Source organism: Pontibacterium sp. (assembly GCF_964228735.1).
Classification (GTDB): Bacteria; Pseudomonadota; Gammaproteobacteria; order Pseudomonadales; family Balneatricaceae; genus Pontibacterium.
In genome coordinates this window covers 29,993-42,173 of record NZ_CAXRBQ010000040.1, presented here as the reverse complement: position 1 = coordinate 42,173, position 12,181 = coordinate 29,993, and the positions used below count along the sequence as shown (strand labels likewise).

At 54.0% G+C, this 12,181-nt stretch carries 14 protein-coding genes; 11 read left to right on the top strand and 3 right to left on the bottom strand.

Annotated elements, in window-relative coordinates:
- The 4 genes from ACEQ15_RS04240 to ACEQ15_RS04225 all read left to right on the top strand — a co-directional run.
- Positions 1–1,131, top strand: a 1,131-nt coding sequence (locus tag ACEQ15_RS04240) for a pyridoxal phosphate-dependent aminotransferase (RefSeq protein WP_370277813.1), incomplete at its 5' end; no start/stop codon positions are given.
- Positions 1,119–1,898, top strand: a complete 780-nt coding sequence (locus tag ACEQ15_RS04235; RefSeq protein ID WP_370277812.1) for an amidohydrolase — start codon at positions 1,119–1,121, stop codon at positions 1,896–1,898. The genes ACEQ15_RS04240 and ACEQ15_RS04235, both read left to right, overlap by 13 nt.
- A 123-nt stretch (positions 1,899–2,021) precedes the next feature.
- The gene (locus ACEQ15_RS04230; RefSeq protein ID WP_370277811.1) at positions 2,022–2,651 is read left to right on the top strand and encodes an NAD(P)-dependent oxidoreductase; all 630 of its coding nucleotides are present in this window, start codon (positions 2,022–2,024) and stop codon (positions 2,649–2,651) included.
- A gap of 504 nt (positions 2,652–3,155) precedes the next feature.
- The gene (locus ACEQ15_RS04225) at positions 3,156–3,554 is read left to right on the top strand and encodes a phnA protein (RefSeq protein ID WP_370277810.1); all 399 of its coding nucleotides are present in this window, start codon (positions 3,156–3,158) and stop codon (positions 3,552–3,554) included.
- Here ACEQ15_RS04225 and ACEQ15_RS04220 read toward each other — a convergent pair.
- Positions 3,506–4,579, bottom strand: coding sequence for a type I asparaginase (locus tag ACEQ15_RS04220; RefSeq protein WP_370277809.1), 1,074 nt, complete (start codon positions 4,577–4,579; stop codon positions 3,506–3,508). The genes ACEQ15_RS04225 and ACEQ15_RS04220 overlap by 49 nt on opposite strands.
- Positions 4,580–4,852: 273 nt before the next feature.
- On the opposite strand from ACEQ15_RS04220, the gene ACEQ15_RS04215 reads away from it, so the two are divergent.
- The 3 genes from ACEQ15_RS04215 to pyrC all read left to right on the top strand — a co-directional run bounded on the left by ACEQ15_RS04215 (position 4,853) and on the right by pyrC (position 7,337).
- Positions 4,853–5,122, top strand: coding sequence for an RNA recognition motif domain-containing protein (locus ACEQ15_RS04215; protein ID WP_370277808.1), 270 nt, complete (start codon positions 4,853–4,855; stop codon positions 5,120–5,122).
- A gap of 169 nt (positions 5,123–5,291) precedes the next feature.
- Positions 5,292–6,128: a hypothetical protein gene (locus ACEQ15_RS04210; RefSeq protein ID WP_370277807.1), complete on the top strand. Its 837-nt coding sequence runs from the start codon at positions 5,292–5,294 to the stop codon at positions 6,126–6,128.
- A 171-nt stretch (positions 6,129–6,299) separates the two neighbouring features.
- Positions 6,300–7,337: a dihydroorotase gene (gene pyrC, locus ACEQ15_RS04205; protein WP_370277805.1), complete on the top strand. Its 1,038-nt coding sequence runs from the start codon at positions 6,300–6,302 to the stop codon at positions 7,335–7,337.
- Between the two features lie 87 nt (positions 7,338–7,424).
- On the opposite strand, the gene ACEQ15_RS04200 is transcribed toward pyrC, so the two are convergent.
- Positions 7,425–8,042, bottom strand: a complete 618-nt coding sequence (locus ACEQ15_RS04200) for a glutathione S-transferase N-terminal domain-containing protein (protein ID WP_370277804.1) — start codon at positions 8,040–8,042, stop codon at positions 7,425–7,427.
- Positions 8,043–8,057: 15 nt separating this feature from the next.
- Positions 8,058–8,831: a hypothetical protein gene (locus ACEQ15_RS04195; protein ID WP_370277803.1), complete on the bottom strand. Its 774-nt coding sequence runs from the start codon at positions 8,829–8,831 to the stop codon at positions 8,058–8,060.
- Positions 8,832–9,134: 303 nt separating this feature from the next.
- Between ACEQ15_RS04195 and smrA the strand changes: the two genes are divergently transcribed.
- The 4 genes from smrA to ACEQ15_RS04175 all read left to right on the top strand — a co-directional run bounded on the left by smrA (position 9,135) and on the right by ACEQ15_RS04175 (position 12,179).
- Positions 9,135–9,713, top strand: a complete 579-nt coding sequence (gene smrA, locus ACEQ15_RS04190) for a DNA endonuclease SmrA (RefSeq protein ID WP_370277802.1) — start codon at positions 9,135–9,137, stop codon at positions 9,711–9,713.
- A gap of 75 nt (positions 9,714–9,788) precedes the next feature.
- Positions 9,789–10,394 carry a DUF924 family protein gene (locus tag ACEQ15_RS04185; protein ID WP_370277801.1) on the top strand — a complete coding sequence of 202 codons (606 nt, stop codon included), beginning with the start codon at positions 9,789–9,791 and terminating at the stop codon, positions 10,392–10,394.
- 132 nt (positions 10,395–10,526) lie between these two features.
- On the top strand, positions 10,527–11,351 hold the full coding sequence (locus ACEQ15_RS04180; protein ID WP_370277800.1) for a diguanylate cyclase domain-containing protein: 825 nt from the start codon (positions 10,527–10,529) through the stop codon (positions 11,349–11,351).
- An 81-nt stretch (positions 11,352–11,432) separates the two neighbouring features.
- The gene (locus tag ACEQ15_RS04175; protein ID WP_370277799.1) at positions 11,433–12,179 is read left to right on the top strand and encodes a glycerophosphodiester phosphodiesterase family protein; all 747 of its coding nucleotides are present in this window, start codon (positions 11,433–11,435) and stop codon (positions 12,177–12,179) included.
- The last annotated feature ends 2 nt before the right edge of the window (positions 12,180–12,181 follow it).

Here is a 12,181-nt window from a genome sequence, read left to right as displayed (position 1 = left end):
AAGCTGCCGAAAGTCGGCACCACTATTTTTACTGTGATGTCCCAGCTCGCCAATGAGGCGGGGGCGATCAATCTGTCCCAGGGTTTTCCTGATTTTGACGGCCCGGAGTTCCTGCGTCAGCGGGTGGCGCACTATATCGAGCAGGGTGCCAACCAGTACGCACCGATGACCGGGATGCCAGCCTTGCGTGAGGCGATTGCGGCTAAAACCGAGTCTCTGTATGGCCGTAAGATCTGTGCTGATGCCGAGGTGACTGTAACCTCAGGTGCAACCGAGGCGTTGTTTGCAGCTATCGCGTCTGTTGTGCGCGCCGGTGATGAAGTAATCGTGTTTGATCCGGCCTACGACAGCTACGAGCCAGCAATTGAGCTGAATGGGGGGCGGGCGATCCACCTGCCACTGTGCCCGCCACGCTTTACGATCGATTTTGATCAGTTGAAGGGTGCGATCAACAACAAGACCCGTATGATCGTGATCAACACACCGCACAACCCAACCGGCGCGGTGCTGTCTGCGGATGATCTGGACACCATTGCCGAGGTCGTGCGTGATACCGATATCCTGCTGCTGTCAGATGAGGTGTACGAGCACATCGCTTTTGACGACAAACCACACCAGAGTTTGTTGCGCCATGATGAACTGGCCGCACGCAGCTTTGTGGTTTCCTCGTTTGGTAAGACATTCCACACCACCGGCTGGAAGGTGGGTTACTGCGTGGCGCCTGCAGCGCTGAGTGCAGAATTCCGCAAGGTACATCAGTACCTGACCTTCAGCACAGTCACGCCTGTACAGTTGGCAATGGCCGATATGCTTAACCAACAGCCGGAGCACTACCTGGAGCTGCCTGCGTTCTACCAGCAGAAGCGCGACCTGTTCTGCGAACTGATGCAGGATAGCCGGTTCAGCTTTGAGAAAGCCTCCGGTACCTATTTCCAGTTGATGGATTACAGCACGATCAGCGATCTGCCGGATACGGAGTTCTGTCGTTGGTTGATCGAGGAAGCGGGCGTGGCCGCGATCCCGATTTCGGTGTTCAGTGAAGCACCCATGGATACCAAACTGGTACGGTTCTGTTTCGCAAAAGGGGATGACACCCTGCGCGCTGCGGCGGAGAAGTTATGCAAGATTTGAGAGTCACCCTGATTCAGTGCGAACTGTACTGGCACGATGCACCGGCCAACCGAGCGCAGTTCGAGCAGTTATTTGCTGGCCTGAAGGGCAACACTGACCTGATCATACTGCCGGAGATGTTTACCACCGGTTTCACTATGGAGCCGGAGACATTAGCAGAACCGGCTGATGGCGAAACCACACAGTGGATGCTGGAACAGGCAGCGCAGCTGGATGCCGCGGTTGTCGGCAGCATGATGGTTAAGGTTGGCGAGGGGTACCGTAACCGGATGCTGTTTGCGACGCCGGACGGTGAACTGCACCACTACGACAAGCGTCACCTGTTCCGCATGGGGGGGGAACACAACCACTATGAAGCGGGTGATGAGCGGGTCATCGTTAATTTTCGTGGCTGGAGAATTATGCCGCAGATCTGTTACGACCTGCGCTTCCCGGTATTCTGCCGCAACCGCAACGATTATGACCTGCTGATCTACGTAGCCAACTGGCCGAAACCACGCCGCAATCCATGGCGCACCTTGCTGCAGGCCCGTGCCCATGAGAACCAGTGTTATGTGGCCGGTGTAAACCGAATCGGCACCGACGCTAAAGGTCTGGAGTACAGTGGTGATTCGCTGCTGGTGGATTTCAAGGGTGAATTGGCCATCGACGGCGGCACTGAGGAACTATTGATTGAAACCCGCACTCTGGACCGAGTTGCGCTGGATACTTTCCGCGACAACTTCCCTGCCTGGATGGATGCAGATCAGTTTGATTTGAAACTGTAAATTTCGCATTTCGGCGCAAACTACAGTTTTTCTGGTTTGACCCTAGGGTATGCAAGGGCGAAGATTAACAGCATAACCGGATGCGACAGTCAGTCGTATCCGTCCCCTCTGGAAGGATAGGTTATGCGTTTGTTAGTGATCGGTGCGAGCCGCGGGATCGGCTTGCAGGTAGTACACAAAGCGCTGGAAGAAGGCCATCAGGTAACGGCCTGCGCACGAAGCATACGAGATCTGGGACTGTGTCATCCCAACCTTCAGATACAGCGCGCTGACGTGCTGGACTTCTTTGCCCTGCAACGTATTGTGCCTGGCCACGATGCTGTTGTTATCGCCCTTGGCATCCTGCCCACCTTTGAAAAAGTCCGCCTGTTTTCGGAAGGCACCCGCAATCTGATTGATTCTATGCATGCTGCCCGTATTAAGCGTCTGGTTGTTGTTACCGGTATAGGGGCAGGGGACAGTAAAGGGCATGGCGGATTCCTCTACGACCGGCTGTTTCAGCCCTTTGTTCTGCGCACAATCTATCAGGATAAGGAGCGTCAGGAGGGCCTGATCCGCAAAAGTAATCTGGACTGGACTATCGTCCGTCCCGGTTTCCTGACCAACGGAGCAGCAACCAAGCATTATCAGGTAATCACCGATCTGGATGGGGTGGTTGCAGGGAAAATATCCCGCGCCGATGTAGCCGGATTTATCCTCCATGAACTGGAAGAACCCAGCTATCAACAGCAGGCCCCCGTGCTCTGTTATTGAACCAAAACAGCTGAAAAAATTTCACGCGCCAAACGCCCTCCAGCCACGGTGTACAGGCCATTCTCGCCTATAATCATAGGTACAGAATTACTGCTGATGGGCGTGGATCGGGAGGCGTTTAGCCTTCAGTGTCAGGCATCAACACTGAACAGGTTCAATGGCTGGACGGCGATCGGTTTCATGACATCAAACCGGCTACTCAACAACAGGGTAGCCATAAAACCGCAAGCCCTCTGGGCTGATTTAGCCGGAGTAAAGTCTGGCACAAAGGGGTCTCATTAAAAGGGACCCCTTTGTTTTTGCACGAATGTTCCTGTTTTTAAACGTATATCTGAATTTTAAATTCGCGTTTAACAGGCTAAATCCAGAAAGTTCTGCTATTCGTATATATCAGTACCTGAAGGAGATGGATCGCAGTTCAGTGTCGGGAAGTGCTTCCACGGAGCTGGTTAGCAAAGCAGTGGCATTGAATAACTGGATTTCGACTGAAGGGAAGGTGTAGTTATGGCTAGAGGATATGAAAGACATCACGGGCATGCCGGTTTATCAATTTACGGCAAAGAGCTAGTGCGTCGCTGTGGCGCGCACTGTGAACTGTGCGATGCACAGGGCACCAAGCTGAAGATTTTCGAAGTGCCGCCGTTCGACAGCGAACCAGACGTGAATCACTGCATCATGATCTGTGAAACCTGTCTGGATCAGATCGAACATCCTAAACATATGGATCGGCATCATTGGCGTTGTCTCAACAACTCCATGTGGAGCACGGTGCCGGCAGTGAAAGTAACGGCGGTAGCAATGCTCAAACGCCTGTCGCGCTCGGAAAGTTGGGCGACCGAACTGCTCGAAAATCGTTATATGGAGCCTGAAGAGGCTGAGTGGCTGGAAGAAGTTGAGCTCTGATCCAGTTCACCGCACAGATCCTGCTGCATCAATGCGGTGACACTGGCGCTGTCTTCAGAATCCGCCAGCAGCGTATGTAACTTGCTGTATGCGGCTTCCGGCGTCATATTCCCACCTGAAACAATTCCAATCTGATCCAGTCCCGCTGACGTGGCATAGGTGCCGTGCAGTACCTGGGCCTGGAGACAGCTGCTCAGGTTGACCAATACCTTGTCCGCTTTACCAGCGCCTTCGAGCAGTGCCATCAGCTGCGTATCATTGTTCGGCAAGTTACCCACGCCGTAGCTCTGGATGATCACGCCGCGGATCTGTTCGTCGGTCAGTGTGGCTTCTATCACGGATTGTGGCAGGCCCGGGTAGATCGGCAGCATCGCCACCGCCCCGGGTTGGTAGTTGGCCGCCGCCATGTGGGGGCTGCCCTCCGGACGGATTAATCCGGCGTGCAGTTCGATATGGATGCCGACCTGGCCCAGCCATGGATAGTTGGGGGAATCAAAGGCATCCAGCCCGGTGGCCTTGATCTTGCGGCTGCGGTTTCCGCGCAGCAGACGCCCGTTGAAGTAGATGCAGACTTCGGGTACCGGATGAAAACCCGCGATGATCAGGGCGGTGATCAGGTTGTCGAGTGCATCGTTGCGCAGCTCATATAACGGGATCTGGGAGCCGGTCACAATTACTGGCTTGCTGAGGCCACGCAGCTGAAAGGAGAGTGCCGATGCCGAGTACGCCATGGTGTCGGTCCCATGCAGCACGATAAAACCGTCGTATTCTTCGTAGTGCTCGATCACCTTGGAGGCGATGACGCTCCAGGATTCGGGGCGCAGGTTTGCGCTGTCGAGCAGCGGATCCAGCTCAATCAGATCAAACTCGGGCAGGGTGTCGTGAATGCTCTGGTCCAGCTTTTCCCGCACCAGCTCCTCAAAACCATCCACCGAGGTATAACCGTTCTCGGACGGTTGCATACCAATAGTACCGCCCGTGTGGATAACCAGTACCCGTGGTTTGATGGATCTGTTGGCATACATAGTGGACGGTCTCCGGTTGGCAGGGGCTGTGTGCTGCTTCATCAAACATAACCCTATACACCGCTAATTACGAGGCTCGGTCATTAGCTTTAGGTCGCAAGTTATGTTTTGGGATGTGATCAAACCTTAACCACGCTGTCATATGTGGCTGTTTCTATAGGGACGTCAGGGACATCTCCATCCGGGAGATTGTGGTTGCTGTTTGAAAGTACCGGCTTCACGCAGTAACGGGTGCCTATTGTCGAGCCGGTACAACAGAATTGAGAAACAAAAATGAATATCTTTGTCGGAAACCTCTCTTACCGCATGCAGGAAAACGAACTGGAGTCGGCGTTTGCGCAGCACGGTGAGGTGCAGTCCGCTAAAATTATTCTGGATCGTGAAACCGGTCGCTCCCGTGGATTCGGTTTTGTTGAGATGTCAAACGTAGCGGAAGGCAAAGCAGCGATCGAAGCGCTGAACGGTCAGGATGTTGCCGGACGAAATATCGTGGTCAACGAAGCGAAGCCGCGTCAGTCTGGTGGCCCACGCCGCCGCGACTGAGTCCTGAAAGCAGTATCGGCGCTGCGCTGGTGCTGCTTTATCCTATCTTCCCACAAATAGCACCCACCTCAACGGTGTGGGCATGCTTAGCTATTTTCTGTTTTGTCCCTTCTCCGCTTCTGCTAGCCTGATTGCGTTGCTGTTATGTGTGTTCCGATAGGTGTGTTGAATGACAGAGGAAGTGCAGTCTCTTTCCACCAGTGCGTTAGCTAAAAAGCTGGGTAAAACATCCCGTCAGATGTTTGCAGAGCTGGAAGCGCTGGGCTGGATTGTGCGTGAAGAGGAGCAGTGGACGCTTACTGCCAAAGGCAGGTTCGAAGGCGGTGATTACCAGGAAAGTAAACGGTTTGGCACCTATGTGGTCTGGCCGGCTTCGGTGATCCAGCACCGTGCGCTGGTTAACCCCGACAGCCAGCTACTCAGTGCGACTGCGCTGGGTAAACAGTTGGGCTATTCCGCGGTCCAGGTTAACCGACTCTTCAATGAGTTGGGCTGGATCGAACCCCATATCAAAGGTTGGCGGCTGACCAAGATCGGCATCCATGTTGGCGGCCGCCAGGCTGAAGACGCCCGCTCCGGAGTGCCTTACGTGTTGTGGCCCGATACCGTTGCCGAGCATCCGGCATTGCTTCAGGTGATTGCCTCGCTTGCTGTGTCTGAAACCACCGATAAAGAGATCTGCTGTCTGGATGGACACCGGGTGGCCTCAAAGGGCATGCAACAGATCGATAACTGGCTCTACTGCGCCGGTGTTGTGCATGCCTGTGGACGTCGCTTGCCAACGGATGAAGAGGCCTACTGTGATTTCTACATTCCCTCGGCACACCTCTATATCGAGTACTGGGATGAGCTGGGTAGCGCGGGCTATCTGGCGGAGAAGATGCGGCGCAAAGAGCTCTACCAGCGTTATGATCTACGCATGATCGAACTCAGTGCAGATGACTTGGACGAGATTGACGATGTGCTGGCGCGTCGCCTGCTTAAGCTGGGTATCGAAACCCTGTGATCACCGGAGGGTGGATGAAGCGGTTTGCGTGTTCCTGTATAATTCCCGGCGACAAGAGATGCCATATCTCCGGATGACCTTGTGTCATTCCGGCCATCCATTGCTACGCCACTGATTACGACTACTCAGATACTACGATTAGTACGAATAATACGATTATAAAGGACCTGCATGAATACGCTGACCATCCGAACTCCTGACGACTGGCACCTGCACCTGCGTGACGGGGACATGCTGCCGGAAACTGTTGCTGCGTCTGCCCGCTGTTTCCAGCGTGCGATTGTGATGCCAAACCTGGTACCACCAGTAACAAACGCCGAGATGGCGATGGCATACCGTGAGCGTATTCTGGCTGCACGTCCTGAAGGTAACAGCTTTGATCCACTGGTAACCCTGTACCTGACCAACGATACCTCCGCACAGGATATTATCGATGCCAAGGCGGCAGGCATTGTTGCGTCCAAACTGTATCCGGCAGGCGCAACCACCAACTCTGCGGCTGCGGTAAAGCAGCTGGAAGCGATGTACCCGGTATTTGAGGTAATGGCAGAGCAGGGCATGCTGCTGCTGGTGCACGGCGAAGTGACCGATCACCACATCGATATCTTCGATCGTGAGAAAGAGTTTATCGACCAGAAGCTGGCGAAAATCGTGGAGCGTTTCCCGAATCTGAAAGTGGTGTTCGAGCACATCACCACCGGTGATGCGGCGCAGTTTGTTCAGAGCACATCCGATAACGTGGCGGCAACCATTACCCCACAGCACCTGCTGCTGAACCGTAACGACCTGCTGGTAGGCGGCGTACGTCCTCACAACTACTGTCTGCCGGTTCTTAAGCGTAGTACCCATCAGGAAGCACTGCGTGCAGCGGTACAGTCCGGTTCACCAAAATTCTTCCTGGGTACCGACTCTGCGCCACACGCCAAGGATGCCAAGGAAAATGCATGCGGTTGTGCGGGTTGCTACAGCGCCTGGAGTGCGATCGAGCTGTATGCTCACGTCTTTGAAGAGCTGGATGCGCTGGATAAGCTGCAGGGCTTTGCGAGTGAACACGGTGCGGACTTCTACGGCCTGCCACGTAACGAAGGTACTATTACACTGGTACGCGAAGACTGGGAGATCCCGGGCGAAATTACGCTGCCAAACGGCAAGCCGATCGTACCGTTTTTTGCCGGTCAGACCGTGCACTGGAAAGTGCAGCAGGCCTAAGTGGCTTGAATGACGGCAAGTGAAACAAAAAAGGAGCTGAGGGTAACCCAGCTCCTTTTTTAATGGGATTCTGGAGGACGTCAGCACTCAGGGCACCTGCATCCCGAACTGCACGAACTCGATATGGCCCATTCGTTCCATCCAGCTTTTCGCTGCTGGATAATCCTCCAGATCGATCTGCTGCCATTCGTACCGCATCGCCCAAGGGTAGATCGCGAAGTCCGCGATCGACAGGTCATCCCCAAGGATAAAGGTGCGTCCGTCCACACGTTTATCCAGCACACTCCAGAGGCGTTTGGCTTCATCGTTATACCGCTTGATCGCGTAGGGCACTTTTTCCGGTGCAAATCGGTTGAAGTGATGGGCTTGGCCGAGAAACGGACCGAAACCACCCATCTGCCACATCACCCACTCCATACATTCGGTGCGTCCGCGCAGGTCGTCGGGGATAAATTCACCGTACTTTTCCGCCAGATAGAGCAGGATGGCTCCGCTCTCAAAAACGGTGATTGGCTCACCATCGGGGCCGTCATGATCCACGATTGCCGGAATCTTGTTATTTGGGCTGATCTTTAGTAAGTCATCGGTAAACTGGTCACCATCAAGGATATCGATCGGATGCACATTGTATTGCAGCCGCAGTGCTTCCAGCATGATGGAGACTTTTCGACCGTTTGGCGTACCCCAGGTGTAAAGGTCGATCATCAATCTTCCCTCGTGTTACTGACGGATAAAGTGGTTGTATACCCTGACCAGTTCGTCTTCAGAGAACTCTACAATGATCAACTGCTGGCCCGGCTCGATCAGATCAGGATCGTCGCCCAAGCGTCCACTGCGGTAATTATAGATGTAGGTGCTTTCGACCTTCTGTTGCAGAACTTTACCCAGGAAGGAGCTGAGCTGGTTCTCCAGTTTCTCGTCCGCTTCCTCAGGAATCTCGACGTAGAGTCTTTGCTGTTTTTCGCCCAACTCAATGCCTTCAGCAAAGGTGCGGGTCAGGCCGCGTTGCAGGATGCCCCACAGGCCTTGGGAATCGCCTTCGTTCACTGCGTGGATATAGAACACCTGCTTGGAGCTCGCTTCAGGGCGGTCAAGCAGCTCCTGCAGTTTGATGCGGTTGCTTTCAGTCAGCGTTTCTTCACCCACAACAATGGTTTGTGTGGCAGAAACGATAACCGGCGCGACGCTGACGGCACCGGTTTCAACCCCAAAGGTTTTAGTGCCGCTGTCATCTACGGTTTCCAGAACCGCTTTACTCTCGGTGTGCTGTATCGGCAGCTTTAGCAGCTGGGATGCGGTCACAAAGTGATCCGCTTTTTCAATATCGATGGAGTCTTCTGGTGGGGCGGTAATCTGGTCGATATGCTCGCGGGCCTGCTCGATCACTTCAGGTGTAGGTTCGGGCTCAGCCAGTGGCTCTGATTCTGTCTTGGTCTCCGGGGCCGTTGGATTAATCAGCGCCGGCAGATCAGGCAGGTCTGTGGATCTGTTCATAAAAAGATAGGCAACCGCAGCAGCAACCAGTACTAGAAACAAAATCAGAACGCGCATCATCCCTAACCTCAATCTGTACGGAATTAAACGACCTTCCTACACACTGTAGCCTGCAACGCGGGTCGAGAAAAGAGGTAAAAAGGCTTGCCTCTTAAGTCGTTATGAAACTGAAACAGTGAGCAGGGGTACGGTTGGAATTGGGCAAATTGCGTGAAGCGCATGGGTGAACCTGGCACGGCTGCTGTAGTCAAATCCTCAGATTGTATATACTGCCGCCGCGAAAATTTGGGCCCTGGGGGATGTATGAGTACTGACGATCTGGATTTCATGGATATGATGATGGGAGAGGGAGTCACTCCGTCCAAACCCACCGACAAAGCAGATCTCGCCGGGCACAATGACAAACGTGGTGATGCGGGCCTGAAAGAGCGCCGCCAGGCCGCTGAAGGTGAGGTACATGAAGGGTTATCCACCGAACAGGTGAGCTTGCTGCATCCCTTTGATCCGCTGGAATGGAAGCGGGACGGTGTGCAGGATGGGGTGTATCGCAATGTACGCCTGGGACGCTACCAGTCTGATGCTCGCCTTGACCTGCATAAAAAAACACCCGCCCAGGCACTGAATGAGTTGATCGGATTTATTGCCGAGTGCTCGAAGTTTGGCATCCGCTCCGTAGTGATCAGCCATGGTCGTGGCAACCATGAACAGGCTGCGGGGAACATCATGCGCAGTTACCTCAACCAATGGCTGCCCCATATCCCTGAAGTAATGGCCTTTCACTCCGCGCAAAAGCATCATGGTGGTCTGGCTGCAACCTATGTGTTGTTACGCAAGAATGAAACACAGCGTCTGGAAAATTGGGAACAGCACCAGAAGCGTTAAGCTTGTAGCGATGCTTCATGAAAATTGAATTGCTATGCTCGTAAGGGTGGCAGGTAAGTCGGAAAGGGGTTCAGCATGAGTACACAGGTCGAAGAGATTCTGCAGTTTTGGTTCGGAGCAATGGCGGATGGATTCCCTACCAGTGATCGTACAGCACTGTGGTGGGGAGCCAGTGATGAAACGGACCAACTGATCGAAGAGTTGTTTGGTGCTCTGGTGCGGCAAGCGTTGCGTGGTGAGCTGGAATCTTGGAGTGAAAGCCCGCGTGGCCGTCTGGCATTGATCATTCTGCTGGACCAGTTTACCCGTTCGATCTTTCGCAGTACCCCAGAAGCCTTTGCCGGTGATGATCAGGCGTTGGCATTGTGCCAGTCCGGTATGGAGCGCGGCCATGATCAGGCGTTGGAATACGCGGAGCGTCAGTTCTTCTATATGCCGCTGGAGCATGCGGAGGATCTCGCCGTTCAGGATGAGAGTATCCGCTGTTTTGAAAACCTGTTGATGGAGGTGCCGCCCCACAAGAAAGTGGTGGCGCAAGGCTCTTTGGATTTTGCGCATCAACACCGGGATCAGATTGTTCGTTTTGGTCGTTTTCCCCACCGCAACCGTGTCTTGGGGCGTGAATCAACCACTGAAGAGCTGGCGTTCCTTAATCAGAGTAACCACAACTGGGGCCAGTAACGGCATAACGAAGCCCGGAAAACCTCGCTTTCCCTACGGTTAATTGTGGATTCCGCTTTTGGCGGCGCTTGCGGTTTGCAATGCGCCCGGAAAAAGTATTTACTCAGCCGTATCACTGCCGGGAACAGATCTATGAAGCACGAACAACAAGAACAAAAAACCGATGCGGTTGTGAACACTTTCCCACGTCCTGTTTTGCTGGTTGCACTGGCAGGCATACTTTTTTCTCTGGCCGTCTATCTGCTGATGCCCGCGGGCAATCTATCCGCCCCTGTATTGCTTATCGTGGGTTTAGCCCTGACGGCTCTGATCAGCCGCTATCTCAAGAACACGTTATTGCGCGCTGCAGCGATTGAAACTGAGCTGAATGCCTGCATTGCGGAGCTGAGCAATACCCGGGAAAACGCAGACCTGGTGGGCGCGATGGACAATACAACGGGCCTGTTTAATCGCACCCACTTTGATAATGTGACCGCCAACGAGTGTCGTCGCGCCGTGCGTGAGTTCAGCCCGCTCTCCCTGATGCTGATCGAAGTTGATTACCTGGATAACTTCCGCGAAGAGAAAGGGGAAGCCGCAGGCGAAAACTGCCTGAAGCAGATCGCAGAAGATCTGCGCAAACGTATCTCCCGACCGGGCGATCTCGCGGTGCGTTTTGATAACGAACGTTTCGCCCTGCTGTTGCCGTCCACCAACGAACAGGTAGCGCAACTCGCGGCTCAATGCTGTGCCGACGTGCGTGACCTGTCGATTGGCCATCCCGCATCGGCGGTGTCTGATGTGGTTACCGTTACCATCGGTGTAGCGACCATGCAGCCATCCCGCTTGCTGACCCCAGAACGACTGATCGAAGCGGCAGAAAAAGCGCTGTACGATGCGCAGAAGGCGGGCCGCAACCAGTATATCGCGTCAGCTGAAAACGTTTCTGATCTGCCGTCGGTGACTTATTCGCTATAAACTTTTGGGCTCTCTTCTCCTGTTTATAAGCTAGGCTACGTTTTATAAGTGCCTGAGTGCTGTGGGAGAGGAGGTTGAATTATGGATGCGGCGCAGTTAAGCAAGCGCCTGGTCGCCCATCGTGGATATCAACACCGCTATCCGGAGAATACGCTGCTGGCACTCAAAGAAGCTTTGGCCGGTGGGGTTCGTCACCTGGAGTTTGATGTTCAGCTCACAGCCGACCATGTTCCTGTCCTGATTCACGACACCGATCTCTACCGTACCTGCGGTATCCACAAAAACATCCTTCATCTGAATCACGATCAACTGGCGGAGTATTCGGCTTGTGAGCCGTGGCGCCTAGGGCATAAATATCACGGTGAGCCGATTCCCACGTTAGCGCAGGCGATCCTCTGGGCGAGTGCGCAGTCGGCGGTTGAACTCTTTGTGGAGATCAAAGAGGAGAGTATTGCCACTTTTGGCAACGAGACGGTCTTCGATGCCGTTCTACCGGTGTTGCAGCCGATGGCAACGCAGATTCATCTGATCAGCTTTGATATGCCGTTTATTGCCGCAGCCTGGGAACGATGGCCGCAGGTGGGTTTGGTACTACGCCATTGGCCACCCACTCAGGAGGAGATGGAGCGCTGTAAACCGGACATACTGTTTGTGAATAAGCGGCGGATTAAGCAGCTGCAACACTTGAGCTATATCGGTGTTCCAGTAGTGGTGTATGAGATTGATACTGTCCGGCGCGCGCGGTATTGGCTCAAACATGGCGCAGCATACCTGGAGAGCTATCGGGCGGCAGATCTGCTGGCCGGGTGGAAAACACGTCAACGGTGAAT

Excerpts from the sequence above, each read along its gene's own strand:
- ACEQ15_RS04235 (WP_370277812.1), top strand. The coding sequence starts at position 1,119 with ATGCAAGATTTGAGAGTCACCCTGATTCAGTGCGAACTGTACTGGCAC.
- ACEQ15_RS04230 (WP_370277811.1), top strand. The coding sequence starts at position 2,022 with ATGCGTTTGTTAGTGATCGGTGCGAGCCGCGGGATCGGCTTGCAGGTA.
- ACEQ15_RS04225 (WP_370277810.1), top strand. The coding sequence starts at position 3,156 with ATGGCTAGAGGATATGAAAGACATCACGGGCATGCCGGTTTATCAATT.
- ACEQ15_RS04220 (WP_370277809.1), bottom strand. The coding sequence starts at position 4,579 with ATGTATGCCAACAGATCCATCAAACCACGGGTACTGGTTATCCACACG.
- ACEQ15_RS04215 (WP_370277808.1), top strand. The coding sequence starts at position 4,853 with ATGAATATCTTTGTCGGAAACCTCTCTTACCGCATGCAGGAAAACGAA.
- ACEQ15_RS04210 (WP_370277807.1), top strand. The coding sequence starts at position 5,292 with ATGACAGAGGAAGTGCAGTCTCTTTCCACCAGTGCGTTAGCTAAAAAG.
- pyrC (WP_370277805.1), top strand. The coding sequence starts at position 6,300 with ATGAATACGCTGACCATCCGAACTCCTGACGACTGGCACCTGCACCTG.
- ACEQ15_RS04200 (WP_370277804.1), bottom strand. The coding sequence starts at position 8,042 with ATGATCGACCTTTACACCTGGGGTACGCCAAACGGTCGAAAAGTCTCC.
- ACEQ15_RS04195 (WP_370277803.1), bottom strand. The coding sequence starts at position 8,831 with ATGAACAGATCCACAGACCTGCCTGATCTGCCGGCGCTGATTAATCCA.
- smrA (WP_370277802.1), top strand. The coding sequence starts at position 9,135 with ATGAGTACTGACGATCTGGATTTCATGGATATGATGATGGGAGAGGGA.
- ACEQ15_RS04185 (WP_370277801.1), top strand. The coding sequence starts at position 9,789 with ATGAGTACACAGGTCGAAGAGATTCTGCAGTTTTGGTTCGGAGCAATG.
- ACEQ15_RS04180 (WP_370277800.1), top strand. The coding sequence starts at position 10,527 with ATGAAGCACGAACAACAAGAACAAAAAACCGATGCGGTTGTGAACACT.
- ACEQ15_RS04175 (WP_370277799.1), top strand. The coding sequence starts at position 11,433 with ATGGATGCGGCGCAGTTAAGCAAGCGCCTGGTCGCCCATCGTGGATAT.